The organism is Streptomyces sp. CG4 (assembly GCF_041080655.1).
Classification (GTDB): Bacteria; Actinomycetota; Actinomycetes; order Streptomycetales; family Streptomycetaceae; genus Streptomyces.
Genome location: NZ_CP163525.1, coordinates 850,048 through 867,204 on the forward strand (window position 1 = coordinate 850,048; position 17,157 = coordinate 867,204).

14 protein-coding genes and 5 pseudogenes are annotated in these 17,157 nt (G+C 68.5%); 9 read left to right on the plus strand and 10 right to left on the minus strand.

The window, feature by feature from the left end:
- Nucleotides 1-3 precede the first annotated feature (3 nt).
- Nucleotides 4-171, plus strand: coding sequence for a hypothetical protein (locus AB5L52_RS03930; protein ID WP_351580826.1), 168 nt, complete (start codon nt 4-6; stop codon nt 169-171).
- Between the two features lie 21 nt (nt 172-192).
- Complete coding sequence (locus AB5L52_RS03935) at nt 193-444, plus strand: hypothetical protein (protein WP_351580823.1); 252 nt, start codon at nt 193-195, stop codon at nt 442-444.
- Between the two features lie 65 nt (nt 445-509).
- On the opposite strand, the gene AB5L52_RS03940 is transcribed toward AB5L52_RS03935, so the two are convergent.
- The 5 genes and pseudogenes from AB5L52_RS03940 to AB5L52_RS03960 all read right to left on the minus strand — a co-directional run bounded on the left by AB5L52_RS03940 (nt 510) and on the right by AB5L52_RS03960 (nt 5,440).
- Complete coding sequence (locus AB5L52_RS03940; protein WP_369362637.1) at nt 510-2,348, minus strand: DUF2637 domain-containing protein; 1,839 nt, start codon at nt 2,346-2,348, stop codon at nt 510-512.
- 317 nt (nt 2,349-2,665) lie between these two features.
- Complete coding sequence (locus AB5L52_RS03945) at nt 2,666-3,298, minus strand: LysE family transporter (RefSeq protein WP_369362638.1); 633 nt, start codon at nt 3,296-3,298, stop codon at nt 2,666-2,668.
- Nucleotides 3,295-3,786, minus strand: a pseudogene (locus tag AB5L52_RS03950) (NAD(P)H-dependent oxidoreductase); the annotation flags it as partial. The pseudogene AB5L52_RS03950 and the gene AB5L52_RS03945, both read right to left, overlap by 4 nt.
- 321 nt (nt 3,787-4,107) lie before the next feature.
- Nucleotides 4,108-4,461: a DoxX family protein gene (locus AB5L52_RS03955; protein ID WP_369362639.1), complete on the minus strand. Its 354-nt coding sequence runs from the start codon at nt 4,459-4,461 to the stop codon at nt 4,108-4,110.
- An 88-nt stretch (nt 4,462-4,549) separates the two neighbouring features.
- Nucleotides 4,550-5,440: a pirin family protein gene (locus AB5L52_RS03960; RefSeq protein WP_351767064.1), complete on the minus strand. Its 891-nt coding sequence runs from the start codon at nt 5,438-5,440 to the stop codon at nt 4,550-4,552.
- Nucleotides 5,441-5,548: 108 nt separating this feature from the next.
- On the opposite strand from AB5L52_RS03960, the gene AB5L52_RS03965 reads away from it, so the two are divergent.
- The gene (locus AB5L52_RS03965) at nt 5,549-6,061 is read left to right on the plus strand and encodes a MarR family winged helix-turn-helix transcriptional regulator (RefSeq protein ID WP_351580147.1); all 513 of its coding nucleotides are present in this window, start codon (nt 5,549-5,551) and stop codon (nt 6,059-6,061) included.
- Between the two features lie 605 nt (nt 6,062-6,666).
- Here AB5L52_RS03965 and AB5L52_RS03970 read toward each other — a convergent pair.
- The 3 genes from AB5L52_RS03970 to AB5L52_RS03980 form a co-directional block, all read right to left on the minus strand.
- Nucleotides 6,667-7,563 (minus strand): alpha/beta hydrolase, encoded by an 897-nt coding sequence (locus tag AB5L52_RS03970; protein ID WP_351580144.1) that lies wholly within the window; start codon nt 7,561-7,563, stop codon nt 6,667-6,669.
- A 48-nt stretch (nt 7,564-7,611) separates the two neighbouring features.
- On the minus strand, nt 7,612-8,256 hold the full coding sequence (locus tag AB5L52_RS03975; RefSeq protein WP_351580141.1) for a cupin domain-containing protein: 645 nt from the start codon (nt 8,254-8,256) through the stop codon (nt 7,612-7,614).
- A 241-nt stretch (nt 8,257-8,497) separates the two neighbouring features.
- Nucleotides 8,498-8,707: a hypothetical protein gene (locus AB5L52_RS03980; protein ID WP_351580138.1), complete on the minus strand. Its 210-nt coding sequence runs from the start codon at nt 8,705-8,707 to the stop codon at nt 8,498-8,500.
- A gap of 540 nt (nt 8,708-9,247) precedes the next feature.
- Between AB5L52_RS03980 and AB5L52_RS03985 the strand changes: the two are divergent.
- Nucleotides 9,248-10,165: pseudogene (locus AB5L52_RS03985) on the plus strand (IS701 family transposase); the annotation flags it as partial.
- Between the two features lie 20 nt (nt 10,166-10,185).
- Here the strand turns inward: AB5L52_RS03985 and AB5L52_RS03990 are convergent.
- A complete protein-coding gene (locus AB5L52_RS03990; protein ID WP_369362640.1) occupies nt 10,186-12,375 on the minus strand; it encodes a recombinase family protein in 2,190 nt (729 codons plus the stop codon).
- 305 nt (nt 12,376-12,680) lie between these two features.
- Here AB5L52_RS03990 and AB5L52_RS03995 point away from each other — a divergent pair.
- Nucleotides 12,681-13,043, plus strand: a pseudogene (locus AB5L52_RS03995) (IS701 family transposase); the annotation flags it as partial.
- 486 nt (nt 13,044-13,529) lie between these two features.
- Here the strand turns inward: AB5L52_RS03995 and AB5L52_RS04000 are convergent.
- Nucleotides 13,530-14,309: an NAD(P)H-dependent oxidoreductase gene (locus AB5L52_RS04000; RefSeq protein ID WP_369362641.1), complete on the minus strand. Its 780-nt coding sequence runs from the start codon at nt 14,307-14,309 to the stop codon at nt 13,530-13,532.
- Nucleotides 14,310-14,447: 138 nt separating this feature from the next.
- Here AB5L52_RS04000 and AB5L52_RS04005 point away from each other — a divergent pair, with 138 nt between their 5' ends.
- The 4 genes and pseudogenes from AB5L52_RS04005 to AB5L52_RS04020 all read left to right on the plus strand — a co-directional run bounded on the left by AB5L52_RS04005 (nt 14,448) and on the right by AB5L52_RS04020 (nt 17,111).
- Nucleotides 14,448-15,296, plus strand: coding sequence for a helix-turn-helix transcriptional regulator (locus tag AB5L52_RS04005; protein WP_351580132.1), 849 nt, complete (start codon nt 14,448-14,450; stop codon nt 15,294-15,296).
- 112 nt (nt 15,297-15,408) lie between these two features.
- Nucleotides 15,409-16,090: pseudogene (locus AB5L52_RS04010) on the plus strand (NADP-dependent oxidoreductase); the annotation flags it as partial.
- Between the two features lie 91 nt (nt 16,091-16,181).
- Nucleotides 16,182-16,713: pseudogene (locus AB5L52_RS04015) on the plus strand (transposase); the annotation flags it as partial.
- Complete coding sequence (locus AB5L52_RS04020) at nt 16,710-17,111, plus strand: hypothetical protein (RefSeq protein WP_369362642.1); 402 nt, start codon at nt 16,710-16,712, stop codon at nt 17,109-17,111. The pseudogene AB5L52_RS04015 and the gene AB5L52_RS04020, both read left to right, overlap by 4 nt.
- Nucleotides 17,112-17,157 lie beyond the last annotated feature (46 nt).

A 17,157-nucleotide genomic window follows, 5' to 3' on the forward strand; every position in this document is an offset into this window, starting at 1 on the left:
GTGTTGCGAGAGCTGTTTCGGGCTGTGGCCCGGCCGCTGGGCCGGAGCGCGGAACTCTTCCACGGGCTGCGGGTCCTGGCCCTGGACGGGGTGCTGCTGGCCGTCCCGGACACGGCGCGCAACCGGGACACGTTCGGCAAATCCGGCTCGCAGCGCAGTCCGATGGGCTAACCGCAGGCCCGGGTGGTCGCGGTGACCGAGTGCTCGGCGCACGCGGTACTGGATGCGGTGATCGGCGGCTGGAAAGACTCCGAGCGGATCGTGTCCGACGAACTGGAAGCCCATATCGGGGCAGGGACGCTGGTCTTGGCCGACCGCGGACTATGGGGCCTGGCTCGCTGGCACCGCTTTCGCGACCGGGGCGCCCACCTGCTGTGGAGGATGGAGCGCCGTGCCGCCCGCAGGGTCCAGGACGTCCTGCCAGACGGGAGTTCCTGGCCCTGATCCAGGCGAACAAGCACGCCAAGATTACGCAGCCAGTTACACAGTGGCGAGCGGGGCTCGAGCCTTCACTGCTGGGACTGCGCGTGGTGGCGGATCAGTGTCTGCCAGCGCCGCTCAAAGTCGATGGCCTGCTCGACAATGTAGTCGGTGGTGAGGGGCTTGTTGTGCTGCGCGGTGATCCCGTGGGCTGCGCATTCCTGCGCAATGGCGTCGAGCGACGGACTTTCGTTGCGCACCCGCTGTTCCGCCCAGACGTTGTAGACACGGAACGGCAAGAGGTAGCGGCGCAGGGTGGACGGGCTGACCGGCTTTCCGCCGCGGCCGGTCATGCCCTTCTTGATAGCAAGGTAGGCGGAGAGCCGCTCGGCCTTGGGTTCCTCGCCGTGCTCGGTCTGGTACTCCGTCCAGGCGAGGTAGTAGCGGTCGACGGTGGTGAGGGCGGCGGGCTCCCCGGCCGCGTTGTCCTCGCCCGGCGGGTCGTCGATGGGGGCGCTCACCCTGGGGCTGCGCGTCTTCTTGGCAGGGTGCGCGCCCGCGTCGGCCGGTGTCTCCTCAGACTCGTCCTCCTGTGGGAGGGGATCGTCGGAGAGCGCCTGTGCGGCGGCCGCGGCTGCTTCCTCGGTAGCGGGCGGTTCCGTCTCGTCGAACTCGCGCTGCCGGAAAGTGGAGACGAAGTCCTCCAGGTCTGCGCCCGTGATGGGTTGGCCGTTGCCGCCGGTGATCTGGTCCCGCTCGTAGACGTACGTGGCAAGGGCGGCGGCATCGGGGTAGGCCCGATGTTCCTGCGCGTACGTGAGCCAGGCGTTGTAGAAGTAGTCACCCCATCCGTCGTCCGCGTCGTGCGGGCCTTGGTGTTCGGGCCCGTTCTCAGCTAAGGGCGTGTGACGCTGTCTGAGAAGTCGCAGCAGGGGGGCGAGTTGCTCGTCGGACAGTGGCTCGCCGGCCACGGTGGCGATGCCGTACTGGTCTTGGAGCCACAGAGCGAACTGCGGGCTCGTGGGCTCGAATCCGAAGGCAGCCAGCCAGTCCTGATAGGCGTTGGCCAGATGTTGGACGCCTTCTTCGTCCGCAAGGTCGTGCGACGACTCAGGGTGCGCGGTCCGCGGCTGCTCCACCGACTGGGGCTGCACGCCGCGCGCCTGCCCCAATTCCTTCTCCTGGTCGACGGCAGCCTCGAGTTCGGGGCTCTGCCGCTGCGCCGGCACCGGGGTCGGCCCGACGGTGAACTGAATCGGTGGCTCGTCAATGCCCGCGGCGGCGAGGCCGGCCGGGGCCGTCTCCGCCAGGGGAACGCCGTAGCGGGCCAGGCGCAGCGGCATCAGGGACTCCACCGGGGCCTTGCGGCGCCAGGCGCGGCCGTAGCGGGAGCGCAGGCGGGCCTGGTAGACGAGACGTTCCTGTTCGAGCCTGATGACCTGGTCGTAGGAGCGCAGTTCCCACAGCTTCATCCGGCGCCACAGGAGGAACGTCGGAACCGGGGAGAGCAGCCAGCGGGTGAGGCGGACGCCCTCCATGTGCTTGTCGGCCGTGATGTCGGCGATCCGGCCGATCGCGTGGCGGGCGGCCTCGACCGCGACCACGAACAGGATCGGGATCACCGCGTGCATGCCGACACCCAGCGGGTCCGGCCAGGCGGCCGCGCCGTTGAACGCGATCGTCGCCGCCGTCAGAAGCCACGCCGTCTGGCGCAGCAGCGGGAAGGGGATACGGATCCAGGTCAGCAGCAGGTCCAGGGCCAGCAGGACACAGATACCCGCGTCGATGCCGACCGGGAACACATAGGAGAAGTTCCCGAAGCCCTTCTTGATGGCTAGCTCACGGACGGCCGCGTACGAGCCGGCGAAGCCGATACCGGCGATGATCAAGGCGCCGGAAACGACCACGCCTATGAGTACGCGGTGCATCCGAGTCAGCTGCGGTGGCGCGGCCACGTAGTACTGCCTTTCTGAATCAGTAGTGCGCAGGTTTCACCCTGTCATGTACGCCATCGGCATGGGAGGAGTTGTGCAACGACGCTGGCCGGTTTATGGGGGACCGCCGAGCCAGCGCAGGTGTCCGCTCTCATCGAACTCAATCGACGGCGAGCTTCTGATCGAGGCCGGACTACCTTCGTTGAGACGGGTATCTATCGAGTTGTCCGCTCGTTCCTGTTGCCGGTGTCCGTTGTCATCCAATCGGGGGTTTGACAGCGAACCAGTCGTGCAACGTATGCGCCCGCCGATCACGACGGAGAGACCAATAGATGGGCCGCAAGGCCAATCATCACAGCGTTGGAAACCAGGGTGGTGCACAACCGGCCGTGAATGCCAGTCAGCACGCGCCCGAGCAGGGCGCCTCCGCCAGCGAGCAGCAACTGCCAACTCGCGGAGGCTATGAAGGCCGCCAGGACGAACACCGCCTTCTCCCACCGCTCCGGCGCCGTGGTTCCCTGGCCGGCGAGTACCAGCGCCGCGAAGTAGACCACGGTGATCGGGTTCATCATCGTGATGCCCAAGAGCACGAGATACGCCCGAGCGGGACTCATGAGTTCCCGGTCGGCCCTGCTGGTGACCTTTCGCTCGCGGTACTGGGCGATGGCCTTCACAGCGCTCCGGCACGCCAGCGCAATGAGGACCAGGGCCGATGCCCAATGCAGGGGCAGCGCGATCGGCCTGATCGCCGGTGCGAGCGCTGAACCTCCGACCATGGAAATCAGCCCATAGAGGCCGTCAGCGGTCGCGACGCCCAAAGCGGCGCAAGCACCAACCTTCAACGACGTCCGCGCGGTGAGGGCCACGAGATACGTCGCGACCGCTCCCACCGGCATGGCGATGCCATAGCCGGCCAGGAGCCCTGCGACCAGGGCCGCGCTCACGCGTGGCGCAGCGTTGACCTCCTCGGACAGCCGGACTGCTGCCGGCCCCGCCCCGCGCCAGCGGAGGAGGTCATCGGCAGCAGGGAAGCGGTCGTCGTGGTCATGGGCAGATCCTCTGGGGCATCCAGCCGCCTGGGCAACCCAATTTTCCGGCTGCAGCTAGTACTCCAGCTGTAGATCGTGATCTTCATGGCTGGCCGGGTGGCTTGCCGCTGGTAGCGGCGGGTGCTGTCCCAGGCGGCTGCCTCGGGGCTGGGGGCACCGCCGCTCCGGCGGCGCCTTCGGGCCTCGGTCTGCGCCCACACGCCCCCGTGCCGGCAGAAGACGGTTCCGATCACGGCGACCGGCTTCCCGGTCAGGGCAAAGGCGCCGCAGGGCCGTGGTGGAAACGCAGCCGGAGGTGGAGGTCCCGGAGGCGCGCGACGCCTGGGACAGCGGGACAGCCAGTCGATGCCGTTCTCCAAGACCGTGGACATCGTGCCGCTGCACCCCGGGGTGCCAGGACGAAGGCGTCCGCGGCGCCGGCCATGTCACGCAGGCGCCCGGCGCGGGCGGCGAGCCGAGGGTGTCGATGTCCTCGTCGGAGAAGGGCAGCCCGGCCATGCCTTAGCAGATCTCGGCCGTGATGCCTTTGGGCGCCAGTTTCACGACAGGCTCGGCGAGTTGTCGATAGTGACAGCTGGAGCGCGGGCCGCCGACGCGGATGGCCACGCGGGCGGAGTAGGGCAAGTTGCCTCCCGGTGCTGCGGGGACGGGGAAACGGGATTCGATCGGTGACTGCCCCGGTCGGCCGAGCGCGCGGGCGCACCTCAGGAGCTGGCTATCCGCGTGATCAGGACGGCGACCGCCGTCACGCCGAACAGGGCAGCGGGGGCGAGTGCCTTCGGCGCGTCGCCGGCACGCAGGTGCGCGCGAAGGGCGCCGCCACAGACGAGCAGCAACCCGGCGGCGGCCACAACGCCGACTGGCCAGTACCACAGGCCGACGATAAGTCCGGCCACTCCGCCCAGCTCCAGCAAGCCGATGTACCGGAAGGCTCTGACGGGGTACCCGAAGCGTTCGGCGTCGGACATGGCGGCGGGCTGTGCGAGGGCCTTGGGCAGCCCCGCGCCGACGAAGCCGAGGGCCAGGAGTGCGGTCAGGACCACGGTGGCGATGAACATCGGATACCTCACGAGAGTCGGTTGGCGCTGCGGTAGCACGGGCGGGAGAGGGACGGATGCCCTTGGCAGAGGGACTTTCGGGCGGCGCTCACCGGTACCGCAGACGCGCCTGGCGGGGGATGTCGCCGAACTTGCCGCTGTGGAAGTCGCGGAAGGCCTGCTCGATCTCATCAGGGCTGTTCATGACGAACGGACCGCCCATCGCCACCGGCTGCCGGATCGGCGGGCCCGAGTAGACCATGACGGTGGCAGGGGTGTCGCCGTCAGCGGCGAGGAGGTCGACAGCGGAGTCCAAGGCGCCTGGGACCGGGTCGGACCAGGCGGTCTGCCCCTGGGCGACGGGTCGCCCGGCAATCCGCACTATCCCGGCCAGGACGTGGAGGAAGGCACGGTCGCGGCCCGGCAGGATGTGCTTGTAGCGCTGTCCGGGGGTGAGCGTGAGCAGTGCGCCGGAGATCGGCCAGTGCGTCTTGGCGGGTCCGACCGTGTCGCCGACCCGGCCGGCAATGACGTCGATGCGCACGCCGTCGTGTTCGATGACGGGGCGGTCGGCAGCCAGCAGATCCTGGTAGCGGTTGTCGACCATCTTCAACTCCGCGGGCAGGTTCACCCACAACTGCAAGGTGTGCGCCCGCTCGTTACGGAACGCGAGCTCACGGTGGATGATCCCGCGGCCGGCCGTCATCCACTGCACGTCCCCCGCCCCGAGTGCACCGGCGTGGCCGACATTGTCCCCGTGCTCCAGCACTCCGTCGGCCACAGTGGTGACGGTCTCCAGGCCCCGGTGGGGATGCCATTCGAAGCCCGGCGATGAGAACAAGTCCTCGCTCAGCGCCAGGAACGGGTCGGTCAGCTCGGGCTGGAACGGCGCGATGATCACGTTCTTGTCGTCGACCTGCGCGTCCGGGCCAACGTGCAACTTGCCGTGGATCCGGTCGACTCCGCGGCCCACCTGGATGCGGTCCGAATTCACCGCCACGGCTGCCTCCTCTCGTCAACCGCCCCGCAACAGGGAGTCGAGTTGATGTGTCACCTCGAAAGTAGGTGCGTTCGAGGTGATGTGTCAACTCGCTGGTAGGATGGCCTCATGTCGAACGAGAAAGCCCCGGGGGATGCGAAGGCTTCCAGCTCCAGGGCGCCGCGCCGGGCGGTCAGTGAGGAGGAAATGCGTCACTGGCGGAACTTCTTCGCCATGCAGGAACTGCTGCGCGGCCGGATCGAGCAGCAGCTCCAGGCCGACAACGGCCTGTCGAACGCCGACTACACGGTCCTGGTCGCACTCTCCGAGGCTCCCGAGGGCCGCGCGCGTGCCTTCGAACTTGGCCGAGGTCTCGGCTGGGAGAAGAGCCGCCTGCACCACCAGCTCACCCGTATGTCCAAGCGCGGGCTGGTGGAGCGCGAGGCAGGCCCGTCTCGCGCCATGTACGTGGGCATCACCCCCGAGGGCCGATCAGCCCTGCGGCGGGCGGCCCCCGGTCATACCCGGGAGATCCGGCGCCTGGTCCTGGATCGCATCACTCCAAAGCAGCTCGCCCAGCTCGGAGAGATCTCCGCCGTGCTCCTCGAGGGCCTGCAGAACGAGGTCACGCCCAACGCGTAGGTGTGGTTCCCGGTTCGCAGCGCGCGCGAGCAGCGTGAGCGTTTCCCGCAGCACAGGTGGCGGGCCGCGCGGGCCAGATCGTGGGCATGGCGCCGGGCATGGCCGGCCGGCCGGCGTGCGGGAAGGGGGATGACGGGCGGAGTGCGGCTGATGGTCGCCGGACTGTTCTCGGCCAGCGCCGCCGCGGCCGAGCGGTGCTGGGCCGAGCTGGTCACAGCCCTGCGCGGCGTGCGGAGCGAGCAGACGATGACCACTCTGCTCGTCCCAAGCCCCGGCCGGCTGACCGTGGACGTCCGCTTCGAACAGTTCGTGGACACAGACCCCAGGAGCAAGCTATCGGCGTCCTGCGCCTGGACAACGCCACCAACACCACGCCCTCCGACATCACGCCTGGGACCCCGCTCCGCCCCGTCACACTACTGCTCACCAGCTGAAATACGACTTTGCCGGGGCTCTGCCTCACCGCCGGCCCTCGCCGGATCGGAGCCATCGTCAAAACCGCACTCGTACTCACCTGTTTCCGACACGACAGACGCACGTGACATCCGTTGAGATCAACTCAATGGGCCAGGGCTGTCGGCTGTTGTCCGGCGATACTGCCCAGGTCAGGCGGGGAGGAAGTGCACGATCTCCTTGAGGAGAGCCTGGGGTGCTTCTTCGGAGAGGTAATGCCCCGCACCGGGAAGCACGGCTCCGATGACGTCGTCGGCGACCGCGCGGACGGTCTGTTCGACTTGGTGGCCGAGGCTTCGTTCGCCGCCGATGGCAAGGACGGGCATGGGGAGGGGTCCGTTGTTCACACGGGCCAGCAGCTGCCTTGGGGAGTCGGTGTCGCGGTAGAACTCGAAGCTCGCGCGGAGTGCGGCGGGGTCACGCAGGATACTCACGTAGACGTCGACCGCCTCCTGGGGGATCGACGTCGGGGAGGCGGCTTTGGAGGCGAACTGGTGGCCGAAGTAGATCTCCTCCCGGCCGGAGACCATGCGCTCGTTGATCTCGTCGAGACTGTTGAACGCGAAATGCCACAGGAGCGCGTTCTGGGCCCGGTCCTCCAGCAGCGACGGCAGCGGGGGGACTCCGGGCAGGGTCGCCTCGGCCAGGACGAGGCGGGTGACGCGGTCGGGGTGGTCGGCGGCGAGGACGTAGCCGACGAACATGCCGAGGTCCGCGCCGACCACGGCATAGCGTTCGTGTCCCAGCTGTGCCATCAGCTCTGCCATGTCGGAGGCGAGAGTGGCGCCGTCGTATCCCGACGCGGGCTTGTCCGAGCCGCCCTGACCGCGGAGGTCGGCCGCGATGACGGTGAAGCGCTCGGCCAGCTGCGGCATGATCAGCCGCCATTCGTACCAGAACTGCGGCCATCCGGGCAGCAGGAGGAGGGCCGGTCCGCTGCCGCCCACCACGGCGTGGACGGTTATGCCGTTCACCCGCAGGTAGCGGCTTTCGAACGTGCCGGTGAAGCCTGTGGGCAGGCCGGGAACATCGGTTACCGCATGCGTCATGGAGGGACTCCGTTCGTGAGTCGTGAGGTTGGGAGGAGGCCGGGGTGGCTATTCGGCGACCGGCGGCTTCAGTGAGCCGGGGACGCCGGCGGGGAGCATCGCGGCGATCTCGGGCGGCAGCTCCTCCAGCGCGTCGACGACCTCTGAAACCCGCTTGGCGTACTCGGGGTGGGTGCCGCGGTAGCCGCGCAGGCGGGCCAACGGCGCCAGGGCGCCGTAGAGGATCCGCTGTACCGCTCGCGGGGGCTTTGTGAAGCGGACGACATCGTCGAACTCGCGCGCCATCGCAACGGCCTGCAGCAGTCCGGGGCGCCCGCGGTCGTCGGTCTTGCCGTCCTCGGCCAGGAAGAACAAGGTCTTGATCATCTCTTCGAAGCGCGGCTGGTCCGTCTCGACGATCACCAGGGCGGTCTCCTGCCCCGCGTTCCACCAGTCGTGCTTCACGCCCGCCGGCACCGTGATCCGGTCCCCCGGTCCGGCCTGGTCCGACACTCCGTCGACTTTCAGGCCGAGCAACCCCCTGACGACCGTGAAGGTCTCCGAGCCGTGCGGGTGGATGTGCTCGCCCGCGACGGCACTGTTCGGTGCGGCGTAGAGGTCCGACACCAACAGGTGCCCGTTCTCCGCGGATGCGCCTTGCCGCTTGACCCCTCGTTCGCCGGTGATGGGATTTACGACTACGTCAAAGGTCATCTCGTGTCCCTCGTTCGAAGCGTGTCGGCGCGCGATGGCTCCGCCACACGTCAGCCCAGCCATCGAGTTGATGTGTCACCCCGAAGCTAAGCCACTCGGGATGACACGTCAACTGGCGGGCGTATGCCGGTGGCGCGCGCCACGGCAACAGCAAGGACTCAACGCGCGGGACCTGCGCGCGACCGGCAGTGGGATGAGGCTGAGGGTGGTGCCGCTGCGAGTCGTCCATGGCCAGGTCCACTCAGGAGAGCCGGTCGCACCGCCGGGACGGATGAGGCCACTGGTCGTAGACCTGCTCGTGGTCGTCGTCAGTCTGCTCATCGGCCTCGATGCTTCGCGTGTGCGTGAGAGCGTCCTCCAGTACCACACAGATTTCCCTCTCGCGCCGGGTGATGGTGTCTTCCAGGCGCTGAAGCCGCTGGTTGGCCTCGCGAGAGGCATTCGCCTCCATCGGTGAACCGTCCACAGTCACGGCGGACAGGTCCACCAGGCCGTGGAGCGCCGGGACCACTGGAGAGCGGAGGGGCTCAACCGGGTCCAAGCCTCGCTCATCCGCTGCGGGACTGGGCTGAACTGCTGGGTGGTCTGTCGCTAGTGATGGCTAGTGCGGGCACGTGCTTGGTGTCGGCGGCGCCATAGGGACCATCGCAGGTGGTGGGTGCGTCCGCGGATGGGCTGGGGCAGAATCTCGCCGCAGGTCAGCGGTACCAGGCCGGGCTGCGGGTTGATGACGGCCATGAGCCGAAGAATGCAGCCGAGGAGTACGCTACTGACGCGGCGTCTGCGTAACCGACGCCTCAGGCTTCTGCGCAGGCCAACTCAACGTCCTACTACTCGAGCTGCAGATCTTGATCTTGCTGGGTGAGACTGGTCCGCAGACGGAGACGGCCACCGTTGACCATCGTGAGTTGTGTCGACAAACGAAGATCAGCCAGTGGCCGTGTGCCACAGCGTAGACCCTGCTCGCTGGCAGGACGTATTCGAGGGCCTGATGGCCAAGGTGGCGGGCAGATTCGCCCGGGTGGAACCACGCCGCCGGGCCCGGGCGTTCGTCCTGGGCCTGCTCGCGGACCTGCCGAGGAAGAACTGCTGGACGATCGCCGAGCACGCCGGGGACGCCAGTCCGGCGGGCATGCAGCACCTGCTCAGCCGTGCATCCTGGGACGCCGACCAAGTCCGTGACGACATCAGGTACTTCGTCGTCGGTCACCTGCGGGAGGACGACGCCGTGCTGGTCGTGGATGAGACCGGTGACCTGAAGAAGGGCGCCCACAGCGTCGGGGTCCAGCGCCAGTACACCGGCACCGCGGGGCGGATCGAAAACTCCCAGGTCGCCGTCTACCTCGCCTACGCGACCACAGTCGGGCACGCCGCCATCGACCGCCGCCTCTACATCCCCCGCTCCTGGGCCCAGGACGTCGAGCGGTGCCGCGCGGCCCGCATCCCCGACGACCTCGAGTTCGCCACCAAACCCGCCCTGGCCGCCCAGATGATCGCCCAGGCCCTGGACGCTGGCGTGCCGGCGGGATGGGTGGCCGGTGACGAGGTCTACGGCGGCGACCCGCACCTGAGCGCCCAGCTGGAGAGGCGTCAGATCGGTTATGTCCTGGCCGTCTCCCGCAAGCGACCCGTCCCCACCCGCGCAGGCGTCTTCCGCGCTGGCAATCTGGCCCACGGCCTGCCGAAACACGCATGGCAGCGGCTCTCTGCGGGGCCCGGCGCCAAGGGGCACCGGTTCTACGACTGGGCCCAGGTCGAGATCCACACGCCAAAGTGCCCGGGGCATCGGTGGCTGCTGATCCGGCACAACCGGCGATCCGGTGAACTCGCCTTCTACCGCTGCTACTCGGCCCGCCTGGTCCCACTGGCCACGCTGGTCAAGGTGGCCGGGCGCCGCTGGGCGGTCGAGATGTGTCAACCACAGTGCACTCATAAATGGGAACTGGCTGTTTGATCTCCGTCTTGGGCCGGGAGGGGTGGTTCGGTGTCGGTCCAGCGGAGTCGGGTGTACCAGCCGGGCGGGCGGGTGCGTCGCTCGCGGAGTTCGGCGAGTTGGGTGGGTCCGGCGTGGAGGATCCAGCGGTAGGGGCGCCGGGACTCTTTGCGGGCGTTCACCCAGCCGCGGTAGATCCACGAGTAGAGGGTGACTGCAGGCATGTCGAGTTCTGCGGCGAGGTCTTCCAGCCACCATTCATCGCGGCCGGGTTCTTCGCCGGGTGGCGGGGCCGACCGGGTGCGGGCGGGCGGCTGCAGGCAGCCGAGTTCGCGCAGGATCTCCTTGACCGCGGTGGCGCTGATCCGGTTCCCGCGTCCTCGGGCCGGGCGGAAGCCCTCTGCGTGCAGGCGCCGGGCGATCGCCTCGGGGCGGTGTCCCTGTCCGGCCAGCTCGCGGACACGTTCCTTGATCTGCGGGAAGTAGCTGAGCTGTTGCAGGAGGGCGACGGGGCGGGCGGTCTCGTCGGTGGTGGTCTGGCCGCCGGCCCAGGTGATGGTGACGGTGACCCGTTCGCTGGTGCCCAGCACGGTGACGGTGACCTGCTCCACGAGCGCGCGGATGATTTCTTTGCGATCGGTGGTGGTTGTCGTCGGTGCACTCCACAAGCCTTCGATGTCGCCGGCGAGCGCGGTGATGGCCTGCTGCTCGGCGGCAGTGAGGGTGCGCGGACGGGTCAGGGTGAAGCGGTCGTACTCCTCCTGCAGGGTCTGCTGGGCGACAAGGGCCTGTTCCCAGTCCTTTTCTAACTGCCGTACGACCAGGCGGTTCTCGGGCTCGGCAAGGCGGTAACAGCGCCGGGCCCGGTCGACGCTGATCGCAACGCGTTCCAGCCGCTGGGACCAGATCTTCTCGAGCTCGGCCCGTTCGGCCAGGACATGCTCGGCCGCACGTAAAGAGACCTCAAGCGCGGCCGGGGCCAGCGCGGCCAGGACATGGGCGGTCACGAAGGCGTCCACGCAGGCCCCGTTCAGTGCCTGGCAACGGTCGCCGGCCCCGTAGTCGGTCATCTGCCGGGCGCACACGTAGTCGGGGCGGGTGCCGCCCGCCTGCTGGTGATAGCGCACGGTCATGCGCTTGCCGCAGCGACCGCAGCGCACCAGCCCGGCCAGCAGCGCGGGGCCGCTGCGGACCGTGCCGGGGGCCTCGGCCCGGGCAGCGTTGGCCTGAAGCCGAGCCAGGTTGGCCCGGTACTGCTCGACGGTGATGTAGGCGGGCAGGGCGTCGGGGATGAACACCAGCCACTCCTCCTCACCGCGCACCACCCTGCCCGTGGAGGGGCGCCCCGGTTGCTGCCGGCGGTGCTCGACCCTGCGGCGCCCGTAGGCGTAGATCCCGGCATAGACCGGACTGTGCAGCATGCACTGCAGCGTCATCCGGTTCGGCCGCCGCCACTCCAGCTCGCCCTTGTCCGGGCCCCGGCGTAACCTCACGGGCAGTTCGATCCCGTGCTCGACCAGCCAGCGCAGCACCGCATGCAGGGTGCCGAGCTCGGCGAACTTCGTGAAGACCAGCCGCACCACGGTCTGTGCCTGCTCGTCCGGGTCGAGGACCGCCTCGCCGGACGGCCGGCGCACGTAGCCGATCGGCAGCGGCACGGCCAGTTCTCCGCGGCGGGCCTTGCTCACCCGCCCGGTCTGCATGCGCTGCTTGATCAGATGGAGTTCGGCCTCGGCCATCGTCCCCTTCAGTCCCAGCAGCAACCGGTCATTGTGCTCCGCTGGGTCGTAGACCCCGTCGGTGTCCGCCAGCAGCGCACCGGACAGGGCGCACAACTCGATGCGCTGGTACCAGTCCTTCCCCGATCGTGCCAGGCGAGACATCTCGATGCCCAGCACCAGGCCGACATGGTCCAGCCCGATCTCGGTGACCAGGCGCTGGAACCCCGAGCGTGCGACCGCACTCGCCCCGGAACGACCCAGGTCCTCATCGATCACCACCACCCGCGAGGCAGGCCAGCCCAGCGCGACCGCCCTGTCCACCAGCGCGTACTGCAACCGCGTCGACTCCTGATGATCCGCGACCTGCTGCATGCTGGACTGCCGCACATACACGACCGCGAGCCTGGTCAGCTGCCGGTCGCTCACCTTGCTCCCCGACCGCTCCCACGGCATCAGCACCGTCATGACCGGTACGCCTCACCGCTCACCGACGGAGCCATGTCCGGCAGAGCCCGGCCCGCCAACACCGCCAGCCATCGCACCGCCAGCAGCCGGTTCACCTCCGGCAGCCCCGCCCACACTTCCGCGCCCAGGCCCTGACTGGTCAGGCTCTGGGGCAGCCGCCCCCTGCGTCGTCCACGACGACTCGCTCTCCTCTTCACCTTGACGAGCCCGCAGCCGCTCGACCACCGCGACCAGCCGCAACAGCCCCTCACGTCCGATTACTGGCACATCACCTACTTGATACCCATTCATAGGTGCAGTGTGCTTGGCAGATTGAGGAGACCTTCCAAGCCGCCAAGGGCCTGGCCGGACTGGACGAGCACCAAGTCCGCCGGTGGACCTCCTGGCACCGCTGGACCACCCTAGCCATGCTCGCGCACGCCTTCCTCGCGATCGCCGCCGCAATCGAACGAACCGTCAGCACCTCGTCGTCCGAACTCGTCCCGCTGACCTGCAGCGAGATCCGACGCCTGTTCACTACCCTGCTGCCCCGGCCCGCCGTTGACCTCGCCCACCACCTGCGATGGTCGACATGGCGCCGCCACCACCAAGCACGCTCCCGTACCAGCCACTACCAGCGGCAAGCCGCCACCAGCCATGAAGATCACGATTTACAGCTGGAGTACTAGCCTGTCGACAACAGCTCTATTGGTTCTGGCCGCGATGCCGGATGCTGTTGGTTGGTCCAACTCGGCACGGCGAACGGACCGCTCATCCACACGCTCCATGCCCGGGACCCTCGCGTGGGCGAGACGGTCTACGAGGACAAGATGCGCGAGGTCCTCGAGGAACTCGGCCCCTCCCGGATGAGTCCGAACTGAGGGGTCGGCACAGCGAATGTGACGTGCCGTGCGGGTGCGGGTGCGGGTCCGGACGGCACGCATCGGCCATGCTGACCTGGTGGGAAACCGCAGGCTCGACGCGCTGGGCTAGGACCTGTTCGGCGATCCCCACCATCCCTCCGAAGCACGGATCGACGTGGCCACCTACCCCGAAGTCATCGTGCTCACCGGCTGTTCGCCTCGCCCCACTGGTGAAACCATCCCGGGCTGCCAGCTGAGGCAGCACGCCGTTTGGGTATTGCCCCCGCCCAGCTCCGGGTGTCGGGCCGGCGGTCAGCCGCGCACGTGCAGCCCGAAACCCGTGCGGCCCGCAGGCTCCAGTCCCTTCTTCAGGTGCAGCGAGGGGATCTCGTAGTCGCCGAAGTTCTGCCGCCGGAACGCGATCGGCTCGGTCGACTCTAGGGTGAGCAGACGCTGCTCCCATGCCTTGGCGACGTCCGGGTAGTCCTCGTCGGTCATCCGGTCGGTGCCGTACAGCACGAACGGCGGCAGCACCTCGATGCCCGGGTAGAAGAGGATGCCGTGGTGGATCGGAAACAGCAGATCGTCGATGGGGCCGTTGATCCCGCGAGCGGCGTAATGCGACTCCGGGCCGCCAGCGGTCACCGACAGCAGAGCCTTCCTGCCCGCGAGGGTGCCTTCGCCGAAGCGCTCGCCGTACCTGGTGTCGCTGTGCTCGCCGACGCCGTACGCGAAGTGATAGGTGAACACCCGGTCCACCCAGCCTTTGAGGATCGCGGGCATCGTGTACCACCACAGCGGGAACTGGAAGATGATCGTGTCGGCCCACAGCAGCTTCTCCTGCTCGGCCAGGACGTCCAGGGTGAGCGTCCCGGCGTCGAAGGCCCGGCCCGAGTCCAGAGCCACCTTCAACCGACTTGAGGCGTCGGGTCCGTAGTCCGCGGCGTCCACAACAGCCTTCCAGCTCATCGCGTACAGATCGCTCACCCGTACCTCGTGCCCGGCACTCTCCAATGTGGACACCGCGAGGTCCTTCAGTGAGCTGTTGAGCGACTTCGGCTCCGGGTGGGCGTAGACGATCAGCGTCTTCATGGGAACTCCTTCGGATCGGATGCCTCCGATCCTGCACGCCGCAGCGCCCGGCGTTCAGGGGCGCCCTTTCCGTCGGACGGGACTTCCTGGTAACGGCAGGACCACCCTCACGGGCATCGCCGAGGCCATACTGAGGGCATGGACGATCTCGCGGGCTTCCTGCGGACCCGGCGTTCCCGGGTCGACCCGGCGGCCGTCGGCATCCCCACCGACAACCGGCGCCGAGTCGAAGGGCTGCGCCGCGAAGAAATCGCACACCTGTCCGGAGTCAGCGTCGACTACTACGTACGCCTGGAGCAGGGCCGCGCGACCCAGCCCTCCGAGCAGGTCCTCGACGCGCTCGCCCGCGTCCTCGGCCTCGACGAGACCGAACGCGGGCACCTTGACCGGCTCGCCCGGCAGCGCCGCCGCCGCGCGAAGGCACCGGGCGGGCGGCTCCGGCCGGAGCTGCTGCGCGTCCTCGACCTGGTCGCCGACGCACCCGCGCTGATCATGGGCCACCGCCTGGACGTGCTCGCCGGGAACCGCCTCGCCGGGCTCCTCTACGGCCGGCCGATGCCGGGCCTGAACACCGCCCGCCACATCTTCCTTGAGGAGGCCGAGCGCGGCCTTTACGCGGACTGGGAGAACTGCACCCTCGACGTGGTCGGGCACCTGCGCCTGGCCGCCGGCAAATATCCCGACGACCCCCGCCTGGCCTCGCTCATCGGCGAGCTGTCGATGGGCAGCGAGCGCTTTCGCCGCCTCTGGGCCCGCGCGGACGTCCGCGCCCGCACACACGGACGCAAGGCCTACCGGCACCCGCTGGTCGGACTGCTGGAACTGCACCAGGAGAACTTCGCACTACCGGAGGAATCAGGCATGGAGCTGCTGGTGCTGTCCGCGGCCCCCGGCAGCCCCGCCGAGGACGGGCTGCGCCTGCTCGCGGGCCTGGGCGCGGACAGCGCTGACGCGCATCCCCCAGTGAACGCTCAGGTCCGCGAGTAACTCGACGACGCCCACCCACCACCGGGAACACCTCAACACTGACGGCTTTCCGGCCCCCGGCCTACTTTGCGGCTGGTGACACACTCCTTAGCTTGACGCCGCGGGCACCGCCAAGATCGACCCGTCCCTCGCTCCCCTCACCGCCTACCTCGGTGTGCTGGGCATGCCGGGCCTGACCTCCTACGCGGGCCTGCTGAGGGTGGCGCCCTTCAAGGAGGGCGACGCGGTCTTCGTGTCCGGTGCGGCCGGCGCGGTGGGCAGCGAGGTCGGCCAGATCGCCAAGCTCAAGGGCGCCTCCCGGGGCATCGGCTCGGCCGGTTCCGACGAGAAGGTCAAGCTCCTGGTCGAGGAGTACGGCTTCGACGCCGCCTTCAACTACAAGAACGGCGATGTCACCGAGCAGCTCAAGGAGGCCGCACCACACGGTATCGACGTCTACTTCGACAACGTCGGCGGCGACCACCTCGAAGCGGCGATCTCCGCTCTCAACGTCCATGGCCGGGTCGCCATTTGCGGCATGATCTCGATGTACAACGCCACGGAGCCCAGCCCCGCCCCGCGCAACCTGGCTCAGGTCATCGCCAAGCGCCTGCGCCTCGAGAGCCTGCTGGTCGCCGACCACTCCGACCTTCAGTCGAAGTTCGTCGAGGAGGTCTCCGCCTGGATCCGCTCCGGCGAGCTGAAGTACAACGAGACCAAGGTGCCCGGCATCGAGAACGGCGGGCGGGGAGGCTTTCCTCGGCATGCTCCACGGCGAGAACACGGGGAAGATGATCGTGAGCCTGGAGGGCTGACGAGGACTGACCAGGGCTAGTGAGGGTCGGCGGGGGGCGGTGTGGCTCCAGTCGGGCGGCTGTTGACGAGGTCTGGCCGGGGCCGGGAGGGCCGTCCCTCGTGATCCTCGACACCCAGTCCGTCCGCGCGGCCGCCGGTGCCCGAAGACCACGACGGGACTGGACGCCAACAAGAAGGTGTCGGGGCACAAGCGGAGACTGGCCGTGGATGTGATGGGGTTGATCATCGGCGTGGTCATGCTGGCCGCATCCGCGCACGACAACACCGCCGGCACCCCGCTGCTCGACCAGGCCTCCGAGCGGTGCGGGATGCGTCTGGAGAGAGCCCTGGTGGACCAGGGCTTCAGGACGAGGTCGTCATCCACGGGGCCCTGCTGGACATCGGCGTCGAGGTCGTTCGACGTAACCCGGCCGACCAGGCAAGGGCTTTGTCCCGCAGCTCAAGCGGTGGGTGGTGGAGCAGACGAACCGCACGTTGATGTTGCACCGGCGCCTCGCGCGTGAGTACAGCCACCGGCCCGATACCTCCGCCTCGCGCGTCTACTGGGCCTCCATCGCGAACATGGCCCGCCGCCTCACCACACCGTCCCACCTGGCGTGACTCCTTCGGGCTGGCCGCGTGAACGTCGTCGAACTTCTCGCCGCCCTCCAAGCCCAGCATGACGAGGCCACCGCTCAAGCCGGTGAACTACGCGGCCGGATCGAGCGCTTGACCGCCGCCTTGGCCGAGATCGAGGCACGACTCGCGGACCTGGCCACAACCCGAATGGTCGTCTCGGAGGCCGTACCGGCAGTAACCGAACCCAACTCGCCCGAGACGGGCACTGCCGACCAGGTCATCGTGAACGCCTTCAACCAGCCCCCTGGCCAGGCATTCAGAGCCCGTGAGCGGCACGGACTCCTCGGCATGCCTACCGACGAAGCATCCGTCAACATCACCCGCAGCCGCCTCGGATGCCTCACCCGCCAAGGCTTCCTCACCCGACTCGGACGAGGCCGCCACCAGAAACGGACTTACTGACTTCGGCTCGTCAGGGTGAACTTCGGCGAAGTCCCTGATGGCCTGG